We start from the raw sequence: 26,950 nt of genomic DNA on the forward strand, positions 1-26,950 counted from the left end.
GGCGATGTCCCGGTTTCGATCCGGGCGCACGATTGCGAGCGTCACCGGCCCTGCCGGAGGGCGGCAGCGGTCTGCTGCCAGGTGGCGGGAGACAGGATCGACCCGCCGATCCGGCCCGGAGTGGCGCGGTCCCGGCGCGGCCGGAGGATGAGCGGCGGCGTGAGTTCCTCGCCGTCGTGAGGGGCGCCGGCGTGCGCGGCGTGCGTTGCCTGGTCGAGCTCGCGGGCGAAGTCGGCCGCGGGGTGGTGCCCTCGACGTCCGGGAAGGGTGGCGGCCAAGGCGGCGGTGAGGGGCGCCGGGAGGGGCGCCGCGAGGGGCGCCGCGGCATCCGTCGGCGCCTGACCGTCGTGCAGCACGCTGACCGACTGCTCGGTCACGCCAAGCACGAACCGGCGGCCCTCGATGTCGACGACGACGACGGATGCCTTCTGGCCGACGCCCTGCCGGCCCACCACGGTGACCAGGTTCGGGGTGCGGCCACCGAGGGTGCCCTTCGTCAGCTTGCGCTGGAGCACCCAGAGCAGCCCCAGCACGGCGGCCAGGGACAGCGCCACCCGGAGCGCGACCAGGATGGTGTCCACCTAGGTCAGGCTTTCGGCCACATCGAGGATCTGGGTGATCCGCACCGCGTAGTCCTGGTCCACGACCACGATCTCGCCGTGCGCGATCAGCCGGCCGTTGAGCAGGATGTCCGCGGGAGCCCCGGCGGACCGGTCGAGTTCGATGACGGCGCCCGGTTCGAGCGAGAGCACGTCGCGCACCGACATGCGGGTACGCCCGATTTCCACGGTCAACGCCATCTGCACGCTGTTGATCCGGCCGAGCTTGCCGGACACGGACTGGCTGGAGCTGGCCGCACCGGTGGAGACGCCGTTGTCACGCAGTCGCACGGCGAACCAGCCGGTGATCTGGCCGTCGCCGGTCAGCTCGAAGACGCTGGTGGCGGGATCCGCGAACAGGGCCGTGGCGTCGTCGGACCGGGTGTCCCCCAGGACCCCGATCCCGAAGACGCCGGACGCGCTCTCCAACGCCGGGCGCAGGACGTCCTGACGGGAGATCAGCGAGGAATCGAGGCCGGACGCGGAGTCGAGCGCGGCCGGGTCCGCAAGCACGACGGCGAGATCCGCGGAGGTGACGCCGACGAAGGAGGCGACCGCGGCGGTGCCGAGCCGGCCGGCGAGAGCGGCACCGGAGCAGAGCTCGGCCCGGAGCCGCGTCACGGTGGGGAGCACGTCCAGCAGGGCCTCGACGGCCGCCGTCTGCACGGCGATGGGGATGACGGTCATGGGGTGGACTCCTCGGTGTCGATGACGATGCAGGCCAGCCGGGAGCCGTTGGAACCGACGGCGGCGCGGGCGAGCGTGTGGCCGTCGACGACCACGTCGAGCGGGCGGTGCTGGGGGTGCGGGAGGGGCAGCACATCATTCACGGCGAGACCCAGCACGACGCTGGGCAGAACCAGCGCGGGCGTCAGCTGCAAGGAGACATCCACCGGGACCTGGGCCAGCTGGGCGCGCAGCAGGTCGGCCGGATCGGCACTTCCGGCCTCCGGAGCCGACTCGACGAGTTGAGGCAACAGTGCCTCCGCCGGAAGGGCGACCGTGGCGGCGCAGGACGCGTCGCCGATGCGCATCGTGAAGCTGGCGACGATCATCAGGTCGGCGGTGGCTGCGGCCTGGGCGAACTGGGAGTTGTACTGGATGCCGCCGACGGTGATCGTGTGCACGAGCAGGGAACCCAGCGAGTACCGCAGGTCCTCGAGGGCGTCGTCCATGAGCCGGCGCACCAGGGCCAGCTCGATCTGGGTGAACGCCCGTTCCGGCGGCATGGTGACCGCGGTTCCGCCCAACATGTGGCTCACCCAGGACAGGGCCGCGGAGGTCGGGAACTGCACGACGGCTTTCGCGGAGATGCCACTCACCGGGCAGAGCACCATGGCGGTCGTGGCAGGCAGCGACGACGCGTATTCGTCGTAGGTGCGCATGAGCACGTGGTCGCATTTCACCTGGGACATGACGCGCACCTTGGCGGTGAGCTGGGTGCCCCACTGGCGCGCGAAGGTTTCGAAGGCGAGTTCGAGCACCCGGGAGTGCTCGCGTGCGAGCGTTGTCGGGCGACGAAAGTCGTACACCTCGACCGTGCGCTTCGCCGAAGCGGGCACACCAATCACTGCTTGTTCCTGGACCGTCACGGTGAGGACTATCGGTCAGGGAAAACGGATGGTTAGCAGCTCAGTGTGCTTTTTCCGCGTCTTTGTCGACTTCGGTTCCCGCGGTCTTCGTGGTTTTCGCCTTCTTCGTGGTTCCCACGGTTTCCGTGGTTCCCGTGTCTGCAGCAGGTTCCGTGCCGACGACGGTGAAACCCGAGACGATGTCGGGGATCAGCGTGCGCACCGCCTCCGGCTGGCTGGAGAGGAGCACCACGTCGACCCGTCGGTTCTGCGCCTGGGCCGCCAGATCGGCGCCCTCCGCGGCCGGCCGGGCCGAGCCGTAGCCGACGGCGGAGATCCGTTCCTGACCCACGCCGCCGAACTCGACCAGGCGGCGGAGCACGGCGGTCGCCCGGCCGGCGGACAGCTCCCAGTCGGTGGGGTAGTTGGTGGTGACGCCGTGCCGGTCGGCGTGGCCCTCCACTTTGACCTCGCGGGTGTTGGCGGAGAGGATCGGCGCCACCGCGTCGAGGACCTGCACGGCCTGGCGGCTCAGGTTGGCGAGGTTGGGTTCGAAAAACGCCTCGGAGCCGATCAGTCCGATGACCAGACCGCGCTCGTCAATGGTGAACTGCACTTCCTGGGCCACGCCCTGGGCATCCACTGCGGCCTGCAGGGCGTCCTTTACCGCGGTGAGGTCCGTGACCTCTGCCGCCGCGAGGTCGATGTCGGTGAACCCGGTCACCTCGGACTGGGCGACCTTGTCCGTGGTCACGACCACACCCTTGGCCGTGTCGACCTTGCCGACGTCGGTGGCCCCGAACCCGGTCGCGAGCGAGTTCTTCAGCTGCAGGAACTTCTCCTGGTCGACGGAGGACATCGCGAACAGCACGATGAACATGCACATCAGCACGGTGACCATGTCCATGTACGACGCCATCCACCGCTCGTCGACGTGTTCGACGTGCTCCTCCTCGAGGCCCCGCCGGCGGCTCCGCCCGCGGCCGTGCCCGCTCATGCGGCCTTCGGCAGAGACGTGTCCGCCTTGTCCGCCTTGGGGCCCTTGCCGGGTTTGCCCGGTTTGCCCGCTTTGCCTGGTTTGCCTGCCCTGGCGGAGGCCGGCGCGGGCACCATGGCGCGCAGTCTCTCGCCGAGGAGCCGAGGCTGACTGCCTGCCTGCACGGCCAGCGCACCCTCCAGGAGCAGGGTCATCCGTTCGACTTCGATGTCGCTGAGGCGCTTGAGCCGGCTGCCGATCGGCAGCCAGAGGAAGTTGGCCGTGAGCAGGCCCCACAGGGTCGCGACGAACGCGGCCGCGATCATCGGGCCGAGGGTGGACGGGGTGTCGAGGTTCTCGAGCACGTGCGTGAGCGAGACGACGGTTCCGATGATGCCGACCGTGGGCGCGTAGCCGCCGAGGCTGGTGAAGAACTTGGCAGCGTTGCGGCTCTCCTTGGTGGCGGTCGCGAGCTCGTCTTCCAGCAGGATGCGCAGCTCATCGCCGTCGGTACCGTCGGCGATGTTCTGCAGGGCGCCACGCAGGAACGGGTCGGCGACGTTATCAGCCTCCTGCTCGAGGGCGAGCAGACCGGAACTGCGGGCCTTCTCGGCGAGGCCGACCACCTGGTCGATGACCTGCTGCGGCGGGGTGGTCTTGCCGATGAAGGCTGCGGGCACGGCTTTGAACGCCGAAATTGCGTCCCTGATCGTGCCGCCGGCGATGCCGACAGCGATGGTGGCGCCGAAGACGAGAATCATCGGTGCCGGCAGAAGGATCGAGTGCAAGCTGCTGCCCTCGAGGGTGATCATGGCGAAGAGTGAGCCGAAGGCGATGGCGATGCCGACCAGGGTTGCCGGATCCATCAGAGCCTCCGCGGGCGGGCGGGAACCGTGCTGCCCGGTTCGATGATTTCCTCGATCAAGTGCGGCCCCTCGACGATTTCGAGCGAACGGATGCCCGGCCGATAGTCGGCGTCCGACGTCAGGTAGGCCAGCGAGATCACATGGGCCCGGAACCGGGCGATCTTCTCGATGACGTCGTCGAGGGTCTCCGTGACGATGAACTTGGCGCCGTCGACCATGACCAGGGTCGTGTCGGGGCTCGCGTGGATGCGCTCGATCAGGTCCGGGTTGATCGCGAACTGGCTGTTGTTCAGCCGCGTCACAACGATCATGGTGTCCACCCTGGGTTCAGAACGGTTCCAGCAACCGTTACGCCTCACTGTCGGCCGCCCGCCCGGGCGCGTTAGCTGCCGGCCGCATCGAGCCCATGACCTGACCTGGAAAGCCGGACGACCACATCCGTCGCGGCGCGCGCAGGTGTGGCTTTCCTGACCGTCGTAGTGCACGCGCGGCCTCCGCCTCGAACGAATTCGACGCAGATTGTAGCCACAACGCTGCGAAACCCTGAATATCGCGCTCCACCCCGAAAATCTCCGTCGAATGGGTTCGGGTCGAACGGAACGGGAGGTCGATGTCCGAACCGCACGAGCATTGCGGTACATCCGTCGCCGATTGTGGCCAACTCAGGAGATCCGTCTGGCCGAGCCGGAAATCCGGTCTGCTTCCGCACAGGTCCGCGGCGGACGGTCAACCCGGCCGCCGGATGTCCTGAGTTGACCGCACGCACGGGCTCCGCCGGGACGGCACCGACGGAGGAGTGCGGAGAGCCAGAATCTCCGTCGAATTGGTTACGCCGCGCGCACCAGGATCTCGCCGGGCGCGGCCGTTTCGCTGCCGAAAATCAGGTGCCGGGTGGCGATCTTGTCGGTGAAGAACCGGTCGTGGCTGACCACCACCACGGCCCCCGGAAAGTGGATGAGGGCGCGCTCCATCACCTGGGTGCTGGCCATGTCGAGGTGGTTCGTCGGTTCGTCGAGCAGGAGCACGGCGGCCCCGGACAGCAAGCACTGTGCCATGGCGACGCGGGCCCGCTGCCCGCCGGAGAGGTTGCCGATCTTCTGCTTGAGGTCGGCCTCGGAGAATTGAAACATCGCGAGGAACCGGTTGACCGACTTGCGGGTCGCTGTGAAGGCGAGACTGCCCGGCATCGCGTTCACGGAGTGGCTGACGGTGTCATCGTCGTCAAGGCCGTCGAGCACCTGGTTGTAGGAGACCACGGCGGCGCCGGAGGCCCAGGCCATCTCGCCGGAATCGGCCTTCTCCTCCCCCGCCAGTACCCGGAGCAGGGTGGTCTTGCCGCTGCCGTTGGAGCCCAGGACCACGATGCGGTTGCCGCGCCGGATCTCGAAGGTGAGATCGGTGAACAGCGCCTTCTCGCCGTAGGACTTGCTGAGTGACTCGATGCGGCAGAGTGAGTCCTTCACATGCAGCCCACCGTAGATCTCGGTGATGATCGTGTCGACGGGCCGCGGGCTGCGGGTCTTCTTGATGTGCGCGAGTTGGCTGTCGAGGGTGCGGCTGGCAGCCTTTGCGGCCTCGCGGCGGTCGCTGATCCCCTCCGCCTCGAAAGCGAGCAGTTCCGACTCGTGCAGGAACTGCTGCTCGAGGGTTTTCAGGCGAAACTGCTTCTGCACCACGTAGTCGCCGAAGTTGCCGGGGTACTCGTGCAGGTGGTAGTTCTCGACCTCGATGATGCGGGTGACGACTCCGTCAAGGAACCGGCGGTCGTGCGAGACGATGATGGCCGCACCGCGGAATGAGCGGAACCAGGCCTCGAGCCACTCGACGCCGGCGACGTCCAGGTAGTTGGTTGGTTCGTCCAGGAGCAGCACGTCGGGCCGCTCGAGCAGGATCTTCGCCAGCGCCGCCCGGTTGCGCCAACCGCCAGACAACAAATCGATGGCGCAGACGCGGTGGGCCTCGTCGAACCCGAGGGTGGTCAGCGCGGCATCGATACGCCGCGGGTAGTCCCAACCATCGAGGCGGTCCATGTCTTCGAACAGCGCCGCCTGGCGGTGGATCAGCCGGTCGAGTTCGGCGCTCTGCGCGGAATCCGCCGCGATCTGGGCGTCGATCGACGCGAGCTCGGCCTCGAGGGCCTTGATCGGGGCGAACAGGCCGTCGAGCACCTCGGTGATCGTGGAATCGCCGTTCAGTTCGGAGAACTGGGAGAAATAGCCCACCCGGGTGCCGGCCTCGAGGGTGACGGTGCCGGCATCCGCGCTCACCTGGCCGAGGACCAGCTTGAGAATCGTCGACTTACCTGACCCGTTGCGGCCGATCAGTCCCACCCGGTCGCCTGGTTCCAGTCGGAAGAAGGTCTCACGCAGAATCTGGGTGTTCTCGAAACGGATGCTGACGTCGTTCAGCCTGATCAGGCTCACTGTGGCCGTCCTCTCGGGTTCGGTTCAGCCCCCGGGCGAGGCGGACGGCCAACTTTACCGTGTCGGACAGGCGGTTCAGGGCGTGTGGTCGTCACCCATGGCGGATGCGCCCTTGTGGTCGTCCATGCGACCGAACGTGGTCTCGAGCACGCTGGCCAGCTTGTGCAGCGCACCGCTGACGGCCCCGGCCATCGTGGCGGAATGGTCGGTTGCCGCGAGGGGGTTACCCCCGGCGGGACGCACCTCGAGCAGGCAACGGATGTCGTCGGTCGTCGCCCTGCCTGCGCTCTCGTCGCTGAGGTGGACCTCGACCCGCGTCAACCGGGAGCTGAATCGGGCGAGAACAGTTTCGACCGAGGACTCCACCTCCGCCACGACTGCGTCCGTACCCGCGATGTTGTTGTCGGTGTTGACCAGGATTTGCATCTTTGCTCCTCAGTTGAAACGTCGGTCACTCCAGTATGGCGCGCAAAAATGTGCGGCCTGACGCCCCGCCGACGCTGCTTATCGGCGTAGGTGCTACCGCTTCAGGTTGGTGAGCTCCTGAAGCACCTCGTCGGAGGTGGTGATGATGCGCGCATTCGCCTGGAAGCCGCGCTGGGCGACGATCAGGTTGGTGAACTCCTGCGACAGGTCGACGTTGGACATTTCGAGGGTGCCGCCGCTGAGCGAGCCGAGGCCGCCGTCACCGGGGGCGCCGAGAGCCGCCTGGCCCGAGTTGAAGGTGGCGCGGTAGGCCGAGGAACCGGACTTCTCGAGGCCGCCCGGGTTGGTGAAGGTGGCCAGGGCGATGCGGGCGATGGCTGTCTGGCTGCCGTTGCTGAACAGGCCCACCAGGGTTCCGTCCTTGCCGAGGGTGAAGGACTGGAGGGAACCCGCCGTGGAACCGTCCTGGCTGCTGATCGTGGCCGTGCTCAGGCCCGCCTGCCCGGTCAGGGCGGTCAGATTCACTGTGACGTCGTTCACGATGAACGGACCGGTTGGCGTGAGCACACCTTCTGCGTCGAGGGTCAAGGCCGCGGAGCCGGTACCCACCGCGTCGGTGCCGCTCGCGGTCCAGCCGGTGGTCGTACGCGTGAAGGTGACCGACAGGGTACGGGCGGCACCCAGCGCGTCGTAGACCTTGACGTCGCGCACGATGTCGGAGCCTGCCGCCGCATCCGCCGGCAGGTTTCCGACCATGGTGACGCCACCGGTTGCCTTCGCCGGGATCATGGCCTGCAGCGGCAGGGTGATGTTGCCCACCGGGCCACCCTCGTTGATCTGCCCGTTGGCGCCGTTCCAGCCCTGCACGATCGCACCGTCCGGGGAGACCAGGCGACCCTCGGCGTCGAAGTCGAAGGCTCCCGCACGGCTGTAGAGCGTCTCGCCAGCCAGTTGGGTGACGAAGAACCCGTCGCCGGAGATCGCCATGTCGGTGGCCCGCCCGGTGGACTGCGCGGAGCCCTGGGAGAAGTTCGTGGCGATCCCGGCCACCTGCACGCCGAGCCCGACCTGGGCCGGGTTCGTGCCGCCCACCTGCTCCTGGGGGCCGCCCGCACCCTGCTTCAGCTGCGAAAGGGTGTCCTGGAACTGTACGGCCGACGCCTTGAACGCGGTGGTGTTGACGTTGGCGATGTTGTTGCCGGTGACGTCGAGCATGGTCTGGTGCGAGCGGAGGCCGGAGATGCCGGAGTACAGGGAGCGAAGCATGGGGTGCTGCCTTTCGGTGGGAAACGAGAACGAGAACGGATGTGAGGTGCGGGTCAGGCGGAGAGGCCGGGGGTGGTGCCGGCGGCGCTCGCGCCCGAGGTGACGCCGGTCACCAGGTCGAGGGCGACGAGGGTCCCGTCGACGGTGACCTGGGGAACGGCCCCGGCGTAGGAGACGCTCGAGGCGGTACCGGTGCCCACGGTGCCGTCGGCCCGCGTGAAGGTGACGTCCTGTCCGACCAGGGCCGCTGCGGCAACGCGCATCTGCAGGGAGAAGTTCTCGTCGGCGGTCGTTGAGAGCGCCGCGAGCTTCTCCATCATGGCCAGCTGCGTGGTCTGAGAGATCATCTGGTTGGTGTCCATGGGCGAACTGGGATCCTGGTTACGCAGCTGGGTGACCAGCAACGACATGAACGCCTCGGAATCCAGGGTCTGTTTCGGGGCGCGCACGGGGGCGGTCGAGTACATCCCGGCCGGGGCGGCTACTGCCAACGCGTCGATGGTCAAAGGGTCTCTCTTCTGGGATGGTGGGGTCTGTGTCGGTGGGGTCTGGAGTGGTAGCAGGTCAGGCGAGAACGTCGATGGTGGTGTGTGATCCGGCGGCGCGCAGGGAAGACAGTCTGAGGTCGGCGGCACGGTCGGCGGCACGGCCGGCCGCACGGTCGCCTCGGGTCGCCCTGTCGTCTTCGGCCGGCCGCTCCTGGCGGGCGTCGGGTCCGCCCTGTCGGGAGGCCGAGGGGTCCGAGGCGCGGGCGTCGGCCGACAGGGTGAGCTGGGCGTTCAGCCCGCCCCCCGACAGGTCCCGGCGCAGGTCGGGCAGGATGGTCCGGAGCGCCTCTCGGGCCAGGTCCGTGGGCGCGAACAGCTCGACCCGGATGTGCTCCCCACGCACGTGGGCCCGCACGGTGACCGGGCCCAGATTGTCGGGTCTCACGCTGATGGTCATCACGTGCTCGCCGTTGGCGGCGCCCACCAGGGTGAACAGGGGTCGGGACACCTGGCCGGCCAGTGGCGCGGGCGGTGCTGCCGGAGCCGGGGCGCCGGGCGGCACAGGGGGGGCGGCGGCCGGGGTTGCCGCCGTGGCCGTGGTGCCGGGAGGCACGAGCAAGGCGGTGGGCGCCGGGGCTTCGGCCTGGTTCGGGTTCACGGTGGCCGCACGGTCACCGGCGCCGGATGTCCCTGCGACCGCGCCGAGGCCGGTGGGCGCCGTGAGGCCCGTGGGCGCCGTGCCGGCGACGGTCGCTCCGGCGGAAGATGCCGTCCCGGCGGCCGGTGGCACCGGCATCGGGGCAGCGAGAGCCTCGGCCGGAAGCGCACTCCCGCCAGCGGCGTTCGCTGCGGTGAACGTGTCGGAGTCTGCGGCGGACGTCTCCGTGGAGTCGGCTTCGGAGTCGGAGTCGGTGGCAGCAATGGTGGAAGCGGCGGCGGCAGTGGCGGCGGTCGGGATGGTCACGGCCTCGGTCCCGACGGAGTCGGCGAGGGCAGCACTGTCGGCTCCGGTGGCTTTCGCCCCGGTGGCTGTCGCACCGGTCGGCAGTGGCGGGAGGCTGATTCCGGCGGGAGGCAGGATAGCACTCGGCTGCTGGTGCTCCGGGGCCGCCGCCGCGCCGCTCAGGGCGTCCCTCAGATCAGTGGCCGGTCCGGGGACCGGTTCGGCGGTGCGCTCCGAGGTCGGCTCGGGAACCCGGGACGAGGTTGGCGCGGATCCCGGCGGAGACGCGGTCGCGGAGGTGTGCGGAGGTGCGAGGGTGCCCTGCAGCACGGACGCGAACGAGCCGGCGCCCGGGCGGGCACCCAGCGGGCCACGCGATCCCGAGGGGGAGGCGGCGGACGAGGCGGATGAGGGCGCGGTGGATGAGGACGCGGATGCCAGCGCCCCGGTGTGGGGCGCCGGCGCCAGTCGGACGGACGTGGCGCTCATCGGGAGGCTCCGTTCATGAATGAGGCTAGTGCGGCGCTGAGCTGGCTGCCGGCGCCTGACGACGCAGAGGCCGTGCTTGAGGACGCCAGGCTCGCGGTGGCGGCCGGGGCATCCGGAATCACACGGCGGATGGTGTCGATCTCAGAGTCGTCCATGTAGGCCTCGACCAGAGAGACCGTGCGGCCCTCGTAGGGCGCGTGGATGACCTTGTTGTCGCCGGCGTAAATCAGGATGTGCTCGCCGCCGCCGGTGACGATCAGGTCACCGGGCTTGGCCTCGGCGAGGGAACCGACCTCGGTTCCGATCGTCATCTGGCCCGACACGAGGCGCGGCACGTCTATGCCCATTTCGGCATACACGGTCTGCACCAACCCGGAACAGTCCATGCCGCTGGCGTCTTCACCGCCGAAGACGTAGGGCACGCCTAGGTACTTCTTCGCGGCGTCGACCACGTCGGTGCCGGTGGCACCACCCGGGTTCGGTGCCACCGGGCGGACCGCGGCGGCGCCCGACGCCGACGCGAGGGCGTCGGCGAACGTGTTCGCCGAGGTGCTCGCGCCCGCACCGGCGGTGGTGCTGCCGGCTGCGGCGGTGGCCTGGGCCTTGTGGGCGTTCGCCCCGGCCGAGAGCTGTACGAGTGTCGCCTGGATCTCGCTGACCCGGCTCATCGCCGCGATCATGGTCATCGCGGGTCACCGCCCGCGCCCCGGTTGCGGTGCCAGCCGGTCGACGCAATCTCGTCGAGAATGGTCTGTTCGCGGTGCAGGTCATCGGCCGCGACCTGGGCTCCGTGCCGGCGCTCGAGCTTCTCCAACCGCACCGTATCGGCACGGGTCGCGTCGAAGGCGACCTGCGCCTCGCCGACGGCAACCTGGTAGTTGCGGGCGAGGGCCTCCATGTCGGCCAACATGCTGTGCGCCGAGGCGCGGGCGGAGGCGATCGCCGACAGCGTGTCAGCCCCGCTGGCCAGACTCGGCGTGTGCTGCAGGGTGGCCCTGGCCGCGGCCCGGCGAGCCGCGTTCGCCTGAACGACGGCGTTGGCCTGGGCCAGGTCGCCGGCGGCCTGGTCCTGCTGCAGGTGCCGCAGCCGGAGGAGCCCGGCCAAAGCGAATGTGCGTTTCATCAGAGGGCCCCCAGCGTTCGAGTCAGTGTCGTGAGTTGGTCCCAAGCGAGCGGGGCCGAGGTCTGGTCGTCCATGCGCTGCTGGAGGAACGCGTTGATGGCACCCTCGTTGTCGACGGCGGCGTCGACCAGCGGGTTCGTGCCCCGCCGGTACGCGCCGACGTCGAGCAGGTCCTGCGCGGTGCGGCGTGCGGCAAGCACCCGGCGCAACAGGCCGGCGACCTGGTTCTGCTCGGGGCTGTTGACCCGGGAGGCGACGCGGGAGATCGAGGAGAGAGCGTCGACAGCGGGGAAATGGCCGAGGACGGCTAGTTTGCGGTCGAGTACGACGTGTCCGTCGAGGATCGAGCGGGCGGCATCCGCAATCGGTTCATTGTGGTCGTCGCCGTCGACGAGCACCGTGTAGACGCCCGTGATCGAGCCGGTTTCGTCGGTGCCGGCCCGCTCGAGCAGGCGGGCGAGCAGGGAGAAGGTCGAGGGCGGATAACCACGGGTGGCGGGGGGTTCGCCGACCGAGAGGCCGATCTCGCGCTGGGCCATCGCCACCCGGGTGAGTGAATCCATCATCAGCATCACGTCGGCTCCGTCGTCACGGAACGACTCGGCGATCCGGGTGGCCAGGAAGGCGGCGCGCAGCCGCATCATGGCCGGTTCGTCGGAGGTGGACACGACCACTATCGAACGGGCGAGCCCCTCGGGGCCGAGGTCGTCTTCAAGGAATTCGCGCACCTCGCGGCCGCGCTCCCCCACCAGGGCGATGACCGAGACCTCCGCGTCGGTGCCGCGGGCGATCATCGAAAGCAGCGAGGACTTGCCGACGCCGGAGCCGGCGAACAGGCCCATCCGCTGCCCCTTCCCGACGGTGGTGAGGGTGTCGAGCACGCGCACACCCAATTGGAGCGGCGTCTGGATGCGGGAGCGGGCCATCGCGGAGGGGCTGTCGTGGTCGAGGCCGACGAACCGGGCACCGGAGATCGGACCCTTGCCGTCGATGGGCCGGCCGAGGCCGTCGATGACGCGCCCGAACAGGCCGGCGCCGGTGGGCACGAGGTGCGGGGTTCCGTCCGAGCGCACGGGCGCGCCAATCCGAATACCGGTCATCCGGCCCAGCGGCATGCACCGGATGCCGCCCTGCGTCGTGGCGACCACCTCGGCGTCGATCTCCCCACCGTCGCCGACCGTGACCAGATCGCCGATCGCGGAATTGAGCCCGCGCACCTCCAGACCGAGACCGACGATCGACGAGACGACGCCCACCCGCTGGGGCCGGGCGGCGTCGAGGGCGGAGCGGATCTTTCCCGCGCGCGGACGCCAGGCGGGGGCCTGCGCCAGGGTCACGACCGGGCTCCGGTGAGCGCGGCCTTCGCGCGGGTCAGCGCGGTGCCGATCCGGGCGTCGAGGAATCCATCGGGGAACTCGGCGATCGCGTCGCCGCGGGAGAGGTCGGCGTCGGCCGTGAAGTCCACGCCCGCATCCGCGCGGGTGATCAGGTCGATCAGAGCAAGGTCGGCGGGGTTCATCCGCACGGAGTGCGGGCGACCGGTCTCGCGTGTGCCGGTCGCTCCGGTCGCTCCGGTCGCGAGGGCGCGGGCCAGTGCGGCCCGCGCCGAGGCGTCGGCGTCGCCGAGTGAGTAGCCGAGGATCGCCTCGGCCAGTTCCAGCGCGGTCGCGACAAGGGTGTCCTCCGCCTCCTGGATCACCGGAACGGTGCGCTCGTTCAGCGCGACGGCGGCGGCACCCAGCAGGGCGACCGCCCGGTCGATCCGCGCCTGGCCGATGGCACCGGCGGCGGCCTGCTCGGCGTCGAGCCGCGCGATCCGGCCGTCCACCTCGGCGGCAGCCGCCCGGAGTCCCGCGGTGTAGCCGGCGGCGTGCCCCCGGGCCCGGGAGGCGTCGTCGCCGGCGTCCCGCTCGCCCTGCAGGCTGGGGAAGGTCACGGCGGAGAAGTTCGACCGGGCGGTCGCTGCGTCAAACAACATAGTCGTCCTCCTCGGCACGCTGCACGGTGATGCTCCCCTGCGCCTCGAGGTCGCGGATGGCCCGCACGATCGTGGCGCGCGCTTCCTCGACCTGCGACACCCGCACGGGCGCCATGGCTTTGACCTCGTCGTCGAGGATCTCCCGATTGCGCTCAGACAGGTTGGTGCGAATGATCGAGACGACAGCGTCCGCGGAGCCCTTCATGGCGATGGCGAGGATGCCCGCGTCGATGCCGCGGAGCACCTGCTGCACGTCTCGGTTTTCGAGTTTGACGATGTCGGCGAAGGTTAGCATCCGTGACCGGACCTCTTCGGCCAGGGCCGGATCGCGCGCATCGAGGGCTTCGAGAAGGGCGCGTTCGGTGGCCACATCGGCCCGATTGATGATCTCGACGAGCGGCTGGATGCCGCCGACGATCTCCACCGAGTCGCGGGAGGAGGCGACGGCGCCAACCCGGGCCTTGAGGGTCTCGGTGACCACGCGCACGGCCTCGGGGGTGGCCGTGCCCATGCCGGCGATACACTGCGCCACCTCCGCGCGCAGGTCGGCGTCGAGGCCGCCGAGAACGGCGGAGGCATGACCGGGGCGCAGGTGCGCGAGCACGAGCGCGATGGTCTGGGGCAGTTCGCCGTCAAGCAGGGTGAGGATCTGCAGCGGCTCGGCGGCGTCGAGAAACTCGAAGGCCTTGCCGGCCATCGACGAGGCCACCTTGACCATGACGCCGGCCGCTCGTTCCGCGCCGAAGGATGCCTCAAGCAGTCCGATCGCGTAGGCGTGACCGCCCCGCCGGGTGCGGGCACCCTTGACGGTGAGTTCGTGGAACTCCAGAACGGTGGTTTCGGTCACTTCCGGGTCGACCCGGCGCAACTGCACCATCTCCGCGGCGATATCGGCCGCCTCGGCCTCGGTGAACTGTTTCATCACTTCGGTTGCGCGCTGGTGCTCCATGCTCATCAACACCACGGCGACCTTCTGGGTGCCGGTCAGGGCCGGCTGGGCGTCGATCATGCGGGCTGCCGGTCATCCATCAGACCGCGGAGGTATTCCGCGGTCTTCGCGGGGTCACGCTGAGCGAGTGCGTCGATCTCCACCCGCATCCGGTCGGAGGTCGGCGGCAGGTAGGCCACGGTCGGGGTGGGGTCGATCATGATCGGCGCGATCGGGGCACTCAGCGGGAACGGCATCTCCGGCGCGGACAGCGCGGGCCGGACCTCCATCATTTCGTCAAGTTCGATGGACTCGCGGCTCTGGCGGCGCGAACGACGCGCATAAAGGATGAGCCCCAGCACGAAAGTGATGACAATCCCCGCGGTGACGATGGCGATGCGCATGATCTCTGCGAACCGGTCGGCGGCGGCCGCGGCTTCGGCCGCCGCGAGGGCCGCGGCGGCATCCTCTGCCGCGCCGCCGTTGAAGCTGACGACCTCGACGGTGACCGCGTCGCCGCGCTGCGCGTCGATGCCGGCGGCCGAGGCAACCAGTGAGGTGACGTCGGCGACGTTGAGCTGGCCCACGACGTCGGCGTTCACGGCCACCGAGACCGTCTGCCGGTTGATCTCCCCCGCCGGGATGGTGCGGGTCTCGGTGACTTTGTTGACCGCGTTGTTCTTGGTGGTGTCCTCAGAGGTGAAGGTTCCATCGCCCTCGGTGCCCGCCGGGACGGCGATGTTGTCCGGGCCGAGGACGCCGGCCGCGGAGCCGCCGGATCCCGTGTACGACTCGGTTTTGACGGCCTCGTTGAGGGCCGGGGCATCCGTCGGGGTGGTGAACGATTCCTCGACCCGCTGGGCCGACTGGTAGCTCATGTCGGCGGCCACGACGACGGTGGCGTTGCCGGGCCCGACGACCTTGTCCAGCATGGCCTGCACGGCCCCCCGCACGCGGTCCTCGTAGGCGCCGGCCTGCTGGTCGGCGGATCCGGTCGCTCCCACGCCGACCGCCGAGAGCACGACACCCGTGGAGTCGATGACGGCCACGTCGGTGGGTGCCATCCCGGCGATGGAGGCCGAGGTGAGGTGCACGATGGACTGCACCTGGTCGGCGTTCAGGGTGCTACCGGTGGCCGTCTCCACGAAGACGGATGCCGTGGGGTCGCTCTGCTCCGACGCGAACACGGTCTCTTCGGGGATCGCCAGGCGCACTGAGGCGTTCTTGACGCCCTTCATGGCCTTGACGGTGTTGGCGAGTTCGCCCTCGAGCGCCCGCTTGTAGGTGACCGACTGCTGAAACTCGCTGGAGGTGACACCCATGGTGTCGAGCAGCCCGTAGCCGCCCGTGCTGGAGGACGGCAGGCCGGCCGCGGCGGCCTTGAGGCGCTCGTCGTAGACGTTCTGCTGCGGCACCAGGATCGTCGCGCCACCGTCGCTGAGCTCGTAGGCGACGCCGTCGGTGCGCAGCTGCTCGACGATGGTATTCGCGTCGGAACCGCTCAGCCCGGAGAACAGGGGCGTGAAGGCCGGCTTGGTGGCCCACATGCTCAGGGCGGCGATGCCCAGGGCAAGCACGGCGACGCCGATGATGGCGACCGTGCGCTGGGCGACGGAAAAGGACCGGATGCTCTGGCCGAGGCGTGCGAAGGCCGACGTGATCGGGCGCGGCATCAGGCCTGCATCCTCATGATCTCGTTGAACGCGTCGACACCCTTATTGCGCACGGCGGCCACGAGTTCGAGGGTGACCTGGGCGCGGGTCGAGGCCAGGGTGGCCGAGTGGATGTCGGTCAGGTTTCCGGTCACGGCCTGTACCGCAAGGCTGTTGGAGGTGGCCTGCAGCTGCTGCAGATTGTCGACGGCGCCGACCAGGGCGCTGCCGAAGGCCGAACCGTCGGTGCCCTGGCTCCCCGGAGTTCCCTGCACACCCTGCACACCCTGCATGCCCTGCACGCCGGTGAGGTATCCCGTGCCGGTCACGGACTGGATCGGGTTGATCGAACCGATGGTCATCAGGAGCGTCCAATCTGGAGTGCGGCTTCGTAGGTCGTCTTGGCACGGTCGACGACGGCGGCGTTGGCCTGGTAGCCGCGCTGCGCCATGATCAGCGCGCCCATCTGCTCGGCCATGTCGACGTCCGGGCGGCGCACGTAGCCGGCCTCGTCGGCGAGTGGATTGCTCGGGTCGAAGGTCAGGATTCCCTCGGCGTCGCCGAGTGCCGTCCCGGCCGCATAGGCGCCGGTGGTGCCCTGGCCGGCCTGGGCGACGATGTAGCGCGCCTGGAAGGCGTCACCGTCGGTGGCGGTGACCGTGTTGGCGTTGGCGATGTTGTCCGCAACGGCGTCGAGCCATTTGCGGTGCAGGGTGAGACCGCTGCCGGCAATCCCGATGGCGTCCAGGGTCATCAGCTGGTCCGCATCGCGGAGCGCATGGCCGTGAACGGTCCGTTGACGGCCTGCGCCGCGAACTGGTACCGCAGCACGGTGTCGATGTTGGAGAGGGTCTCGGTGTCGAGGTTGACGTTGTTGCCGTCGAGGCGGGTGGGCTCGAGGGAGCTGGCGGTGGTGGCGACGGTGCTGCCGCTGCCGGCCTGCACAGACTGCGCCAGGGCATCCTCGAACGCCACACGCTTGGCGTGGTAGTTCGGCGTGTTCACGTTCGCGATGTTGTTCGCGATGGTGCGCTGGCGCAGGGCCAGCCCGTCCAGCGCGCTGGAGAGCGCCGTCATGGTCACGGATTCAAGCACGGATACCCGATTCGTCGGCAAAACGAGGGCGGCCGATCCGTGGCCTGTGGTCGAGCAATCCCTGCTCGCTCCTAGCTATCGGCCGGTGGCCGAGGCGCGTAAGGAGTTGTCGCGGAACTTCTTTCCTCACCTTTTCGAGCGGAACCCCGCAACTGTCGTCGAAACGGACAACTGTTGCCCGTGCGCGGGCAACAAATGTCCGCGCGGGCAACAGTTGGCCCGCATCGGCGGTAGCCGGCAACGGGCGCGAGGTGGGCGGGCAGTCAGCCGGCTATGTCGAGGTAGACGGCCTGGTCGGTGTGCTGGGCCGAGATGATGGTGCGCACGGCGGCGAGGTGCACGCCGGCGGAGCGCCGGGCATCCTCGATCTCGCTGATCAGTTCGAGCTGGCCGGAGAGCAGGCGCCGGGCGCGCGTCTCGAGGTCGGCGGGCAACTGGCCCAGGTGTTCGGGCGCACGCCACTGCACGCCGGTGGAGAAGCGCTCCCCCGGGCCGGCCAGCACGGCGTCGCGGGCCCCCGAGCCGAGGCTCGACTCGAGCTGGTCGAGCACGTCCAGCCACTCCTGGCGGTCGCTGGCGGATTCGTGGGTGTCGAGCAGAACCCTAGGCAAGTCCGTACTCCCCACCGGCACGCGCTGCGCTCTGGGCCGGTAGCAGCTCGGCCGCTTCGTGCCAGGTCTGCCGCAGCGGCTCGAGCAGGGCGATGGCCTCCCGGGTGCGGGCGACATCCCGATGGATGTTGGCGCTCATCAACGCGTTGGACACGTAGGTGTAGAGGGCGAACAAACCCTCGCCGCCCTCCCAGGCATCGACGTTGAGCGAGGTCGACAGTTCGGAGACGATCGCCTGGGCGTGCAGGAGGTGCTCCGAGGCGACGGCCCAGTCCTCGATGTTCTGGGCGATCTCGGCGCGGCCGAGGTCGAGCAGCAACCGGTCGTAGAGCATCGTCAGCAGGCGCACCGGCGTGGCCGAGAGCACCGCTTCGCGGTTCAACTGTGCGCGCCGGGCCTGTGCCCCACCCATCATGCTCATAACAGCCATCATCATCCTGTGCTCGAGGTCGGTAGCCCGGCAACCTGGGCGCTCAGCCACGAGGACTGTGCTTTCAGGGCGCTGAGCTGGGTTTCCAGTGCGGTGTAGGTGCTCTGCAGGGTCGCCCGGCGGGTGGCCAGGCTGCGGTCCCAGTCGGCGATGCGGTCGCCGAGGTTCTTGACCGTGGACTGCTGACCGGTGATCTTCGCGGTGATCTGACCGTCGTATTTGTCCGAGGCCGATGACGCCGCTGCTGCGACGCGGGTCGCGATCTCTTGCACTGCTGCTTTGACGGTCACCGGGTCCTTGGCGAGGGCCGCGGCGAACTTGGCCGCGTCGAACTCCATGGTGCCGGATCGGGTGATGCTGATGCCGTACTCCGACGGCGAGTGCCCGTTGATCGGTGCCGAGGCGGCTGTGAGAATGCGCTGCTTCACGTCGCGCACGGTGCTGTCGCTGGTGAAGATGCCGGCCGACAACACGGCGGCCCCCGACGCGTTGGTGCTGTTGACGACCGCGGACTTGGTGGAGATCAGGGCGAAGACGCCGTTCAGGGAGCTGACCAGACCCGAGGCCAGGGAGCCGATCTGCGCGTCGTCACGTGCGACTGTGATGGTGACGGGGTCAACGGAGACGGCGGATACCGTGATCGCGACGCCGGGCAGCAGGTTCGCGAACGTGTTGGTGGCCGAGGTGATCGTCTGGGCTGCGGCGGTGCCGGCCCACAGGGTGACGCTGGCGTCCTGGGCGGTGCGGATGACGGCGGCACCCGCGGCGGCCAGCAGGTCGGGCGCGGTGTTCGCCGTGACCTCGGCGGCGGTGCCCTGATAGACCGTGAAGGCTTTGGCCGCACCGGAGTCATTCCCGGTGAACTGGAGCCGGTACTGGGCGACGCCGCCGGCATCCACTCCGGACGCGACCTTCGTGGCGGTAACCCCGGTGCCGGCGGCGTTGATGGCCGTGGCGACGGCGTCGAGAGAGGTCGAGCTGGCGGAGATCTCGGTCGTGACACCGCCGGAGACGATGGTCAGCACGGTCGGGTCGGCGGGCCAGGCGGTCATGGCCGCGGAGACGCCGACCTGGCTGCGAGCGAGGTCGGTGACGACGACGTCGAGTTGGCCGGCGCTGGCGTTGGCCGAGACCACCGTCGTGACGGTGGGCGAGGTACTGGTTGCCGAATAAAGGTCGAGGGCGGCCGGCTTCGCGGCCTTGCCTGCCAGATCGGCCAGGCCGGCGATCTGGGTGTTGAGGCCCTGCAGCGCCGAGATCAGGTTCTGCGACGAGGAGACTTTGGCCTTCAGCAGCGTCTGCGGAACGGCTTCGACCTGCATCAGGGAGTTGATCAGGGAGGTGGTGTCGAGCCCGGAGACGAGTCCGTCGATGGCGTTCGTCATGTCTTTCCCTCCTTACGTTTCTGCGATCAAGCCGGATGGTGCGGGTGTATACGTGAATGGCTGGTGGCGGCCGAGGGATGAGGTCCAGTTCATCTCTTAGGTCACCACCAGCCATGGTTCACCGTGCGGTTTCCCGAAAGGTTCAGCTCACCGCTTTAGCGGAGGAGTGACAACACGCCCTGGTTGGACTGGTTGGCCTGCGCGAGCATGGCGGTACCGGCCTGCGAGAGGATGCTGGAACGGGTGTACTTGACCATTTCCTCGGCCATGTCGGTGTCGCGGATGCGCGATCCGGCAGCGGTGAGGTTCTCCTTCGAGACGGCCAGGTTCTTGATGACGCTCTCGAACCGGTTCTGGTCGGCACCGAGCGAAGCGCGGGCCGTGGAGACCGTCTTGATTTGAGTGTCGATCAGGGTGATCGCAGCGGCAGCGCTCGACGCGCTGGAGAAGTCCAGGCCTGAAGAAATGGCTGGACCAACAGAATTGGCGCCAAGAGTGGAAGCAGCGACACTACCACCGGTAAGCGATTTGACGTTCAGTGCGCCGTTCGAGTCGACCGAGGCCACCATGCTGCCTTTGAACTTCGAATCAGCATTGAGTGCGGCGGCGAGGTTCGTGTTCACGTCCTTAACCGTGGCTCCGCCGATGCCCGTAAAGGCAGCGGTCGTGACACCGGTCGTCGAGCCGTCGCCGTTAGTGACAGTGAAGGTCTGCGCTGCGTTGGCTGCGGTGGCCGCGGCAGTGGCATCCGCCGCGTCCGCGAACGACGTACCTCGGTTTGTCGAGCCGATGGAAGCCGCGATCATCTTGACGTTGGCGCCGCTGAGGCTGACCGAAATCTGGCTGCTCGCCCCGCTGTTTGCGCCGACCTGGAAGCTCAGCGACGGCTTGGTACCGTCAAGGAGTTGTGTGCCGTTGAAGTTTGTGCCCTCGCTGATGCGAGTTAGTTCCTTTGTGAGAGCGTCGACCTCGGTCTTGATCGCGCCGCGCGAGTCGGCGTTGTTCGAGTCGTTACCGGCCTGAACGGCGAGGTCACGAACGCGCTGCAGAATCGACTGCACCTCGTTCAGGGAACCTTCCGCGGTCTGGATGACCGAGATGCCGTCCTGGGCGTTGCGGCTGGCGACCGTGAGGCCACCGACCTGCGACTTGAGGCCCTCGGAGATGGCCAGGCCGGCCGCGTCATCCGCTGCGCGGTTGATGCGGAGGCCGCTGGACAGCTTCTCCAGGGACTTGGACATGTCGTTCTGCGTGGCGGCCAGGTTGCGGTACGTGTTGTTGGCCGCGAGGTTGGTGTTGATCTGCATACCCATGATGAAATCCTCCGTGATTGGGTGGTGTACGTCTGGCCATCCATGGCCTGACACAGTGAGCTATCGGCCTCTGCTGAGACCGCGTTAGCCGTTGATCGAAAAAAATTCCCGGGTGTCTGATTCGGTCGACCCGGCGGCGTACGCCACCCCGCTCGCGGTGGCGAGGCCGAACATGGCCTGGTCGGCGAGCCGGGCGAGGTAGGCGCTTCGGCGGGCCGGCGCGATGCGGGACTCGGGCACGTATTCCGCCTCGGCGTCGTCGGCGTAGTGCGTGCCCAGGCCGTCGCGGAGCAGACGGATGGCCTCCGCACGCTGCTGAGACACCGCCGAGTGGGTGATCCCCAGCTCGGCAGCGATCTCCTTGACCGAGCGGTCGTCGAAGTAGACCTGCTGCACGATCACGCGCATCTTCTCCGGCAGTGCCGCGATGGCGGCGTGCAGGTAGGCCAGGCGCTCGGCGGAGAGCAGCGAGTCGCCGGGGAGTTCGGTGCCGGAGACCAGGAACTCGGCGGTCGCGTCGTCGAGGGTCGACACGGTGCGCTCCGAGTCGGCCAGGCCGGCGATCGCGGTCTCCCGGTCCACGCCGAGGGCGGCGGCGACCTCGTCGACGGATGCCGCGCGGCCGAGGGCGCCGGCCAGCGTCTGCTGAACGGCACGGGTCTCCTTGATGCGGCGGCGGGCCATCCGGGTGGCCCAGTCGTTGGAGCGCATCTCGTCGGCGAAGGCGCCGATGATGCGGCGCCGTGCGAACGCTCCGAACGGAACACCGAGGTCGGCGTTGAAGGCATCCGCCGAGGTGATCAGGGCGAGAGCTCCGGCCGAGGCCAGGTCGTCGCGGGAAAGGTGCCGGGCCTTGGCCCAGGTTTCGGAAACGAGGTAGCCGACGAGCGGGAGGTTGTCGATCACCAACTGATTGCGTTCTGCCCGATTCACACGGAACTCCCTGAGTGCTTGATACCTGAATTGTCCCGAACGATCAGGCAAGGGCCTGGTCGAACGAGTGGCCGGGTAGGCACGGGGACGTTGCGAGAAAGCGAGAATGTGACGCAGGGGTTCGGGGCCCAGGCCGCAGAACTTCTGGCCGTGGTTAAAACGTAAAGGCGCGGTGGGTGGCCGAATGCGCAACGGCGCCCCCACAACGGGGCCAGGCACCCCCACATCGGGGCGGATCACCCCGAAATGGGGGTCAGGCATCCGGTGTCCGCCGGAATCATGTCCTCCCTTTAGTGGACACCTTCAGTCTCGGCTGGCAGTCTGAATCCACACCGTGGCTAACCGGGGTCCGTCACCTGCCGATAGTCGTGGTAACAAGCCGTTGAGCTGCGCGAATCCGCGCGGACCGGCCGCACCAGACGACAGGCAGTTGGAGGAGACGTGGGCGCCAATGAACTATCAGCGTTGCTGTGGCGCGAGCGGGAGCTCCTCGAACTGCTCGTCTTCAAACTCGACGAGGAACAGCTGCTGCTGACCAACGGCAAGACCCGCTGGCTGCAGCAGGGCACCCGTGAGGTCGAGCAGGTGCTCGGCCACGTTCGGGATGCCGGCCTCGCCCGCTCGGTCGAGGTTGCCGCCGTCGCCTGTGACTGGGGAACGGCCGAAGACGCCACCCTGCGCGAGCTCGTCGCTCACGCCCCCGCCGGCCCGTGGTCCGAGATCATGGCCGCACACCTCAAGGCGATGGGTGAACTGACCACCCAGATCAGGGAACTGCGCGACGCCAACGAGCAGCTGCTGCGCTCCGCCGCCCGCTCCGGCCAGGAGACCCTCGCCGACGTGCGCGCGAACACCCAGACGTATGACGCCACCGGGGCCGCCGGTGCGCGCCCCACCGGCTCCCGACTTTTCGACCAGATTCTGTGAGGATGCCGCGATGAGCACCTTCGGAGGCCTCAACACCGCCTACACCGGCCTGGTCGCCGCCCGGCAGGGTCTCGACGTCGTGGGCCAGAACATCGCCAACGCGAACACGGAGGGGTACACCCGGCAGCGGGTGACGACCTCCGCGGTGGACGCCTCGACCCGTGTGGGCCTGATGAACTCCGGGGTGCGCCCCGGCCAGGGTGTCAGCGTCGACGGAATTGCCCGCCTCGGCAGCGCGTCGCTGGACGCCCAGGTGCGCGGCACCGCCGCGGTCGCCGGATACTCCGCAGTGCGGGCGAACGCGCTGAGCGCCGTCGAGGCCTCGCTGAAGGAGCCCGGCGAGAACGGGCTCTCCGCCCAGTTGCAGGAGTTCTGGGCCGGCTGGCACGACGTGGCCAACGCCGCCGGCGAGACCGCGCCCGCCGGGGTGCTGCTGGCCCAGGCCGGCGCCGTCACCACCCAGATCAGGCAGGGCTACCAGGCTGTCGCCGCAAAGTGGTCGTCCGAGCGCGAGAGCGTGGACACGATGGTCGCCGAGATCAACGGCGCGGCCGGCCAGGTGGCCGAGCTGAACGCCCGCATCCGTCAGTCGATTGCGGGCGGCGGAAACGCCAACGAGCTGATCGACCAGCGCAGCGGTCTCATTACGACCCTGGCCGCCCTCACCGGCGGCACCGTCGTCAACCGCACCGACGGCACCGTCGACGTGCTCGTGGGCGGAAACGCGCTGGTCACCGGCGACACCGCCCGCCCGCTCGTCGCCCGCGGCGTTCGCACCCTCGACGGCCCGAACGGCCTCACCAGCCCGGTCGGCATCACCGACCCGGTACGGGTGGAGTGGGCCGACCGCGCCGGCACGATCGCCATCGATGGCGGCGAACTGGCCGGTGCGCTCTCCCTGCTCACTCGAGCGGATGCCGCCGGCACTGGCGGCGCCCTCGCCGAAGCCGCGGCGGCATACGACTCCTTCGCCACGGGCCTGGCCGCGAAGGTCAACGCGATCTACTCCACCGGCGACAACTCAACCCGCCGGGGCGACTTCTTCGGCTCGGCGGGCACGGGACCGGCCGCGCTGGGCCTGTTCGTCCTGCCGACGAACGCCGCCGAGCTCTCAACCGGGCTCACCGCGAACGGCGCCCTCGACGGCTCTATGGCGGACAGGATCGCCCAGCTCGGCGCCGGCACGGCCGTGGACGCTGCCGGCGACCCGGTGCGGTCCCCCAGCACCGACTGGTCGAACGTTGTCACCTCGCTGGCCGTGACCACGAAGAACGAGCTGCGCCAGGCATCCCTCGCCGACCTCACCTCGACCGCCGCGGTGGGCGCTCAGCTCTCGAACTCCTCCGTCGATCTCGACGAGGAGAACGTCAACCTGCTTATGTTCCAGCACGCCTACCAGGGCGCCGCCCGGGTGCTGACCGCCGTGGACGAAATGCTCGACACCCTGATCAACCGCACCGGACTGGTGGGAAGGTAACCCATGATCGCCCGCGTCACCTCCCAGACCCAGATGCGCTCCGCGCAGACCAATCTGCAGGCCAACCTCGCCCGGATGGCGCAGTTGCAGGAGCAGGCCACCTCGCTGAAGGCCATCGCCCGCCCCTCCGACGACCCCGCTCGGGCCGCCGATTCCCTCACCGTGCGCGCCGAGCAGCGCGCGGTCACGCAGTACGCCCGCAACGCCGACAACGGCGACGGCTGGCTCACCACCGCCAGCACGGCACTGGCCGAGGCCACGAACCTGCTGAACCAGGTGCGCGACCTGACCGTGCAGGGTGCCAACGACGGCGCCCTCTCCCCCGCCGCGAAGGAGGCCATCGCGGCCCGCCTCGACGGCCTCACCCAGAACCTACTCGCGCAGGCGAACGCCGACTACCTGGGCCGCAGCGTCTTCGCCGGGAATTCGGATGCCGGGCTCGCCTTCCGGGCCGACCCCGACTTCACCTTCACGGGCACCGCGACCGCGAGCGTCGACCGCCGTATCGGCGCGGACACCACCGTGAGGGTCGACGCCGACGGCGCCGCCATCTTCGGCACGGGTACAGACTCGGTCTTCGCCCTGATCGGCGTCATCGCCAACGACCTGCGCACCGGGCGCACGAATGCCCGCACCCACCTGGCCGCCGTAGACTCTCGAATGAAAGCCGTGCTCACGGCGCAGACCGACGTCGGTGTGCGCCAGGCCCAGATCCAGAAAGCCGGGGAAGCACTCGTGCAGCACAAAGGAAATCTCGAGGCCCAGCGGGCCGGAATCGAGGATATCGACCTCGGCCAGGCCATCCTGGACCTGAAACTGCAGGAGGTCACCTACCAGGCGGCCCTGTCGGTCACCGCACGGGTGCTCCAGCCGACGCTGATGGACTTCCTTCGATGAGCGCCGTTTCGACCGCCGGCACCGTGACCGCCGCCCTGAGCTTCGTGTCCCCGCCGCCCGGGCTGGACCCGCTGACCGAGTTCAGCCTGACCGAGATTCCCGGCGCCGACGGCCTGTTCTCGCTGCAGTCCGCAGAGGACCAGCGAACCCGTCTGTTCGTGCTCGACGCATCCGTCTACCTGCCCGACTACTCCCCCGTGATCAGCGACGAGCACGCGGCAGCGCTCGACCTGACCGGGCCGGATGACGCGCTGCTGCTCGTGGTGACGAACCCCGGCGAGGACGGAACGACCGTGAACCTGATGGCGCCGATCGTCGTCAATGCCGCCACCGGTCGTTCGGCGCAGATCATCCTCGACGGCCAGGACTGGCCGCTCCGCGCCGAGCTGGGTGCCCGCTCGGCCTGACCGGACGGCTCACCCTGCCGGCTTGGCGACCGACTGGCTGCACTGCCGGGTGTCGCCCGGCGGATAGCCTTCGGATATGACCCAGGGCATCGATCTGCATTCCGGCGCACACCACCTCCCCGCAGCACTCGACGTTGAGACGCTCCTGGCCGGCTGGATGCCGGTCGACCCGGCCCAGGCCCGGTTGCGAAGCGAATATATCGGCTTCGTGCGGGCGGGCCGCGGTTCTGCGCTCGACCGCGACGGCGGCGCCGAGCATCTGACCGCGAGTTGCTTCGTCTTCACTCCGGACCTGAGTCGCGTGCTGCTCTGCTTCCATAAAAAGGGCCGGTTCTGGGTGCAACTCGGCGGGCACATCGAGGCATCCGACCTCTCCGTGGCCGCGGCCGCCCTGCGCGAGGCCCGCGAAGAAAGCGGCATCGCCGAACTCAGTCCTCTCAGCGGCCGATTCGTCGCCGGGACCAGCGACCCGTTGCCGGTCGACCTGCACCGGCACGCGCTCAGTTCACGGTTCGAGCGCTGCACCACGCACTGGGACATCGGCTTCGCGGCCGTCGCACAGGCCGATGCGATGCCCGTGACGAGCCACGAGAGCGAAGCCGTCGCCTGGTGGCCGACGGATGCCCTGCCGCAGCAGGTCCCGCAGGATTTCGGCGACCGCCTTGCCGTGGTGCTTCGCGAATTGGCACACCGGCTGGGCCCGCACTGAGTACGCGCCGGGCACGCGCCGGGCACGCGCCGAGCACGCGCCGAGCCTGACGGCCGAGTGAGGGACCGGGCGGCGCCTCCGCGCCGCCCGGGATCGGTGAGTGGGGTGACTGGGGTGGCTAGATCGTCTGCGAGATGCAGATGAAGTTGCCTTCGGAGTCGCGGAACCAGGCCGATTTCATGTCGTCGGCCGTGACGACCCCGTGCACCGTCTTCATGTCGGGGATGTCGAATTCCTCGAAGACGACTCCGCGTTCGCGGAGCGTGTTCATCTCGGCGTCGAGGTCATCCGTGATCCAGCCCATCTGGATGTTCTGGGCCGTGCCGGCGTTACTGGTCTCGTAGATCTCGAAGACCGATCCCGACCCGACGCGGTACACGAGGACTCCCTCATGGGTTTCGTCGGGGTCGAGGCCGAGCGCGTCGTGGTAGAACGACTGGGCTCGTTTGAGGACCGCCGCCGGTAACACGGTGTGCAGTTCTTTCAGCATTGTGAAACGCCTCCTTGGTGGTGCAGGTGATTCGTGGCGTGTGGAGGGGTAGACGTCGAAGCCGCCGCGTATCGGGCATCCCGTGCCGCACTGGATGTCGATCAGGGCGTGCTTCCGAGGTGGAGTGCAGACTGTCGGTGAAGCGGTGAGCGCGAATCGTGGCCGGAACTCCTCGCCCAGCAGAGGTAAGTTGACCACCCCGGCGGGCGTTGACTTTTCGCTTTTTCCGCCTTAAACATACGCCGAAGGCCCGCCCGAGTGAAGAGCCGTTTCCGACGGCCAGCTCCGGTGGTCGGCCCGGTGGTCGAGCTTGTCGAGACCCGGTGCACCGACGTCCGGAGGTTCGCCGGGCATCCGTCGCGGTCGAATTCGCTAACTGCGGAGATTCTCCCGACACGCCGCTTCGGCAGGCGCCGCACCGGGCGTTTACCGAAAAATTGCCGCGTCTACGTGACGACGGATGCGTGCCGCCGGCCCAGTAGCGGATGCCCGCAGCGGGCCCAGGGCGCGTTGCTCTGCTCCTCCACAATGCGGGTGTGATCAGGTTA

At 68.9% G+C, this 26,950-nt stretch carries 31 protein-coding genes; 5 read left to right on the plus strand and 26 right to left on the minus strand.

Features of this window, described 5'->3' with window-relative positions:
* Positions 1 to 41: 41 nt before the first annotated feature.
* The 25 genes from E3O18_RS12335 to E3O18_RS12455 all read right to left on the minus strand — a co-directional run bounded on the left by E3O18_RS12335 (position 42) and on the right by E3O18_RS12455 (position 21,495).
* The gene (locus E3O18_RS12335; RefSeq protein ID WP_134418176.1) at positions 42 to 581 is read right to left on the minus strand and encodes a flagellar biosynthetic protein FliO; all 540 of its coding nucleotides are present in this window, start codon (positions 579 to 581) and stop codon (positions 42 to 44) included.
* Positions 582 to 1,286, minus strand: coding sequence for a flagellar motor switch protein FliN (fliN, locus tag E3O18_RS12340; protein WP_134418177.1), 705 nt, complete (start codon positions 1,284 to 1,286; stop codon positions 582 to 584).
* Complete coding sequence (locus tag E3O18_RS12345) at positions 1,283 to 2,170, minus strand: flagellar motor switch protein FliM (protein WP_134395482.1); 888 nt, start codon at positions 2,168 to 2,170, stop codon at positions 1,283 to 1,285. The genes fliN and E3O18_RS12345 overlap by 4 nt, the downstream gene beginning before the upstream one ends.
* Positions 2,171 to 2,231: 61 nt before the next feature.
* The gene (locus E3O18_RS12350; protein ID WP_134395483.1) at positions 2,232 to 3,167 is read right to left on the minus strand and encodes a flagellar motor protein MotB; all 936 of its coding nucleotides are present in this window, start codon (positions 3,165 to 3,167) and stop codon (positions 2,232 to 2,234) included.
* Positions 3,164 to 4,012, minus strand: coding sequence for a MotA/TolQ/ExbB proton channel family protein (locus tag E3O18_RS12355; RefSeq protein WP_134395484.1), 849 nt, complete (start codon positions 4,010 to 4,012; stop codon positions 3,164 to 3,166). The genes E3O18_RS12350 and E3O18_RS12355 overlap by 4 nt, the downstream gene beginning before the upstream one ends.
* Positions 4,012 to 4,323, minus strand: coding sequence for a flagellar FlbD family protein (locus E3O18_RS12360; RefSeq protein ID WP_134395485.1), 312 nt, complete (start codon positions 4,321 to 4,323; stop codon positions 4,012 to 4,014). The genes E3O18_RS12355 and E3O18_RS12360 overlap by 1 nt, the downstream gene beginning before the upstream one ends.
* A gap of 516 nt (positions 4,324 to 4,839) precedes the next feature.
* A complete protein-coding gene (locus tag E3O18_RS12365) occupies positions 4,840 to 6,435 on the minus strand; it encodes an ABC-F family ATP-binding cassette domain-containing protein (RefSeq protein WP_134395486.1) in 1,596 nt (531 codons plus the stop codon).
* Between the two features lie 75 nt (positions 6,436 to 6,510).
* The gene (locus E3O18_RS12370; protein ID WP_134395487.1) at positions 6,511 to 6,861 is read right to left on the minus strand and encodes an HPF/RaiA family ribosome-associated protein; all 351 of its coding nucleotides are present in this window, start codon (positions 6,859 to 6,861) and stop codon (positions 6,511 to 6,513) included.
* 93 nt (positions 6,862 to 6,954) lie between these two features.
* Positions 6,955 to 8,127: a flagellar hook protein FlgE gene (locus E3O18_RS12375; protein WP_134395488.1), complete on the minus strand. Its 1,173-nt coding sequence runs from the start codon at positions 8,125 to 8,127 to the stop codon at positions 6,955 to 6,957.
* A gap of 53 nt (positions 8,128 to 8,180) precedes the next feature.
* Positions 8,181 to 8,594 carry a flagellar hook capping FlgD N-terminal domain-containing protein gene (locus E3O18_RS12380; protein WP_134395516.1) on the minus strand — a complete coding sequence of 138 codons (414 nt, stop codon included), beginning with the start codon at positions 8,592 to 8,594 and terminating at the stop codon, positions 8,181 to 8,183.
* Between the two features lie 97 nt (positions 8,595 to 8,691).
* On the minus strand, positions 8,692 to 10,047 hold the full coding sequence (locus tag E3O18_RS12385) for a flagellar hook-length control protein FliK (protein WP_134418178.1): 1,356 nt from the start codon (positions 10,045 to 10,047) through the stop codon (positions 8,692 to 8,694).
* The gene (locus E3O18_RS12390; RefSeq protein WP_134395490.1) at positions 10,044 to 10,733 is read right to left on the minus strand and encodes a C40 family peptidase; all 690 of its coding nucleotides are present in this window, start codon (positions 10,731 to 10,733) and stop codon (positions 10,044 to 10,046) included. Before E3O18_RS12390 ends, E3O18_RS12385 begins: the two co-directional genes overlap by 4 nt.
* Positions 10,730 to 11,170 (minus strand): hypothetical protein, encoded by a 441-nt coding sequence (locus E3O18_RS12395; RefSeq protein WP_134395491.1) that lies wholly within the window; start codon positions 11,168 to 11,170, stop codon positions 10,730 to 10,732. The genes E3O18_RS12390 and E3O18_RS12395 overlap by 4 nt, the downstream gene beginning before the upstream one ends.
* On the minus strand, positions 11,170 to 12,501 hold the full coding sequence (locus E3O18_RS12400; RefSeq protein ID WP_134395517.1) for a FliI/YscN family ATPase: 1,332 nt from the start codon (positions 12,499 to 12,501) through the stop codon (positions 11,170 to 11,172). Before E3O18_RS12400 ends, E3O18_RS12395 begins: the two co-directional genes overlap by 1 nt.
* A 2-nt stretch (positions 12,502 to 12,503) precedes the next feature.
* Entirely contained in the window at positions 12,504 to 13,148 is a 645-nt protein-coding gene (locus E3O18_RS12405) for a FliH/SctL family protein (protein WP_134418179.1), read from the minus strand.
* On the minus strand, positions 13,138 to 14,157 hold the full coding sequence (gene fliG, locus E3O18_RS12410) for a flagellar motor switch protein FliG (protein WP_134418180.1): 1,020 nt from the start codon (positions 14,155 to 14,157) through the stop codon (positions 13,138 to 13,140). Before fliG ends, E3O18_RS12405 begins: the two co-directional genes overlap by 11 nt.
* Positions 14,154 to 15,749 (minus strand): flagellar basal-body MS-ring/collar protein FliF, encoded by a 1,596-nt coding sequence (fliF, locus tag E3O18_RS12415; RefSeq protein ID WP_134395494.1) that lies wholly within the window; start codon positions 15,747 to 15,749, stop codon positions 14,154 to 14,156. Before fliF ends, fliG begins: the two co-directional genes overlap by 4 nt.
* A complete protein-coding gene (fliE, locus tag E3O18_RS12420) occupies positions 15,749 to 16,090 on the minus strand; it encodes a flagellar hook-basal body complex protein FliE (protein ID WP_174722119.1) in 342 nt (113 codons plus the stop codon). The genes fliF and fliE overlap by 1 nt, the downstream gene beginning before the upstream one ends.
* Positions 16,090 to 16,482: a flagellar basal body rod C-terminal domain-containing protein gene (locus E3O18_RS12425; RefSeq protein WP_104099363.1), complete on the minus strand. Its 393-nt coding sequence runs from the start codon at positions 16,480 to 16,482 to the stop codon at positions 16,090 to 16,092. The genes fliE and E3O18_RS12425 overlap by 1 nt, the downstream gene beginning before the upstream one ends.
* Positions 16,482 to 16,823 (minus strand): flagellar basal body protein, encoded by a 342-nt coding sequence (locus tag E3O18_RS12430; protein ID WP_134395495.1) that lies wholly within the window; start codon positions 16,821 to 16,823, stop codon positions 16,482 to 16,484. Before E3O18_RS12430 ends, E3O18_RS12425 begins: the two co-directional genes overlap by 1 nt.
* A gap of 263 nt (positions 16,824 to 17,086) precedes the next feature.
* Positions 17,087 to 17,434: a hypothetical protein gene (locus tag E3O18_RS12435; protein ID WP_134395496.1), complete on the minus strand. Its 348-nt coding sequence runs from the start codon at positions 17,432 to 17,434 to the stop codon at positions 17,087 to 17,089.
* Positions 17,427 to 17,864: a flagellar export chaperone FliS gene (gene fliS / locus E3O18_RS12440; RefSeq protein WP_174722038.1), complete on the minus strand. Its 438-nt coding sequence runs from the start codon at positions 17,862 to 17,864 to the stop codon at positions 17,427 to 17,429. Before fliS ends, E3O18_RS12435 begins: the two co-directional genes overlap by 8 nt.
* Positions 17,865 to 17,866: 2 nt before the next feature.
* Complete coding sequence (gene fliD, locus E3O18_RS12445; RefSeq protein WP_134395497.1) at positions 17,867 to 19,249, minus strand: flagellar filament capping protein FliD; 1,383 nt, start codon at positions 19,247 to 19,249, stop codon at positions 17,867 to 17,869.
* Positions 19,250 to 19,404: 155 nt separating this feature from the next.
* Positions 19,405 to 20,562: a flagellin gene (locus tag E3O18_RS12450; protein ID WP_134395498.1), complete on the minus strand. Its 1,158-nt coding sequence runs from the start codon at positions 20,560 to 20,562 to the stop codon at positions 19,405 to 19,407.
* Positions 20,563 to 20,646: 84 nt separating this feature from the next.
* Positions 20,647 to 21,495 carry a sigma-70 family RNA polymerase sigma factor gene (locus tag E3O18_RS12455; protein WP_134395499.1) on the minus strand — a complete coding sequence of 283 codons (849 nt, stop codon included), beginning with the start codon at positions 21,493 to 21,495 and terminating at the stop codon, positions 20,647 to 20,649.
* Positions 21,496 to 21,936: 441 nt separating this feature from the next.
* On the opposite strand from E3O18_RS12455, the gene E3O18_RS12460 reads away from it, so the two are divergent.
* The 5 genes from E3O18_RS12460 to E3O18_RS12480 all read left to right on the plus strand — a co-directional run bounded on the left by E3O18_RS12460 (position 21,937) and on the right by E3O18_RS12480 (position 25,912).
* The gene (locus E3O18_RS12460; RefSeq protein WP_134395500.1) at positions 21,937 to 22,422 is read left to right on the plus strand and encodes a flagellar protein FlgN; all 486 of its coding nucleotides are present in this window, start codon (positions 21,937 to 21,939) and stop codon (positions 22,420 to 22,422) included.
* Between the two features lie 10 nt (positions 22,423 to 22,432).
* Positions 22,433 to 23,899: a flagellar hook-associated protein FlgK gene (gene flgK / locus E3O18_RS12465; RefSeq protein ID WP_134418181.1), complete on the plus strand. Its 1,467-nt coding sequence runs from the start codon at positions 22,433 to 22,435 to the stop codon at positions 23,897 to 23,899.
* 3 nt (positions 23,900 to 23,902) lie between these two features.
* Positions 23,903 to 24,796: a flagellar hook-associated protein FlgL gene (gene flgL, locus E3O18_RS12470; protein ID WP_134418183.1), complete on the plus strand. Its 894-nt coding sequence runs from the start codon at positions 23,903 to 23,905 to the stop codon at positions 24,794 to 24,796.
* Positions 24,793 to 25,203 (plus strand): flagellar assembly protein FliW, encoded by a 411-nt coding sequence (locus tag E3O18_RS12475; protein WP_134395503.1) that lies wholly within the window; start codon positions 24,793 to 24,795, stop codon positions 25,201 to 25,203. Before flgL ends, E3O18_RS12475 begins: the two co-directional genes overlap by 4 nt.
* Positions 25,204 to 25,279: 76 nt before the next feature.
* Positions 25,280 to 25,912 carry an NUDIX domain-containing protein gene (locus E3O18_RS12480; protein ID WP_241978181.1) on the plus strand — a complete coding sequence of 211 codons (633 nt, stop codon included), beginning with the start codon at positions 25,280 to 25,282 and terminating at the stop codon, positions 25,910 to 25,912.
* A gap of 118 nt (positions 25,913 to 26,030) precedes the next feature.
* Here the strand turns inward: E3O18_RS12480 and E3O18_RS12485 are convergent, their stop codons facing one another.
* A complete protein-coding gene (locus E3O18_RS12485) occupies positions 26,031 to 26,402 on the minus strand; it encodes a VOC family protein (protein ID WP_134418184.1) in 372 nt (123 codons plus the stop codon).
* Positions 26,403 to 26,950: the final 548 nt, after the last annotated feature.

The sequence above is a fragment of the Cryobacterium sp. TMT2-42-4 genome, from assembly GCF_004402645.1.
Lineage (GTDB): Bacteria > Actinomycetota > Actinomycetes > Actinomycetales > Microbacteriaceae > Cryobacterium > Cryobacterium sandaracinum.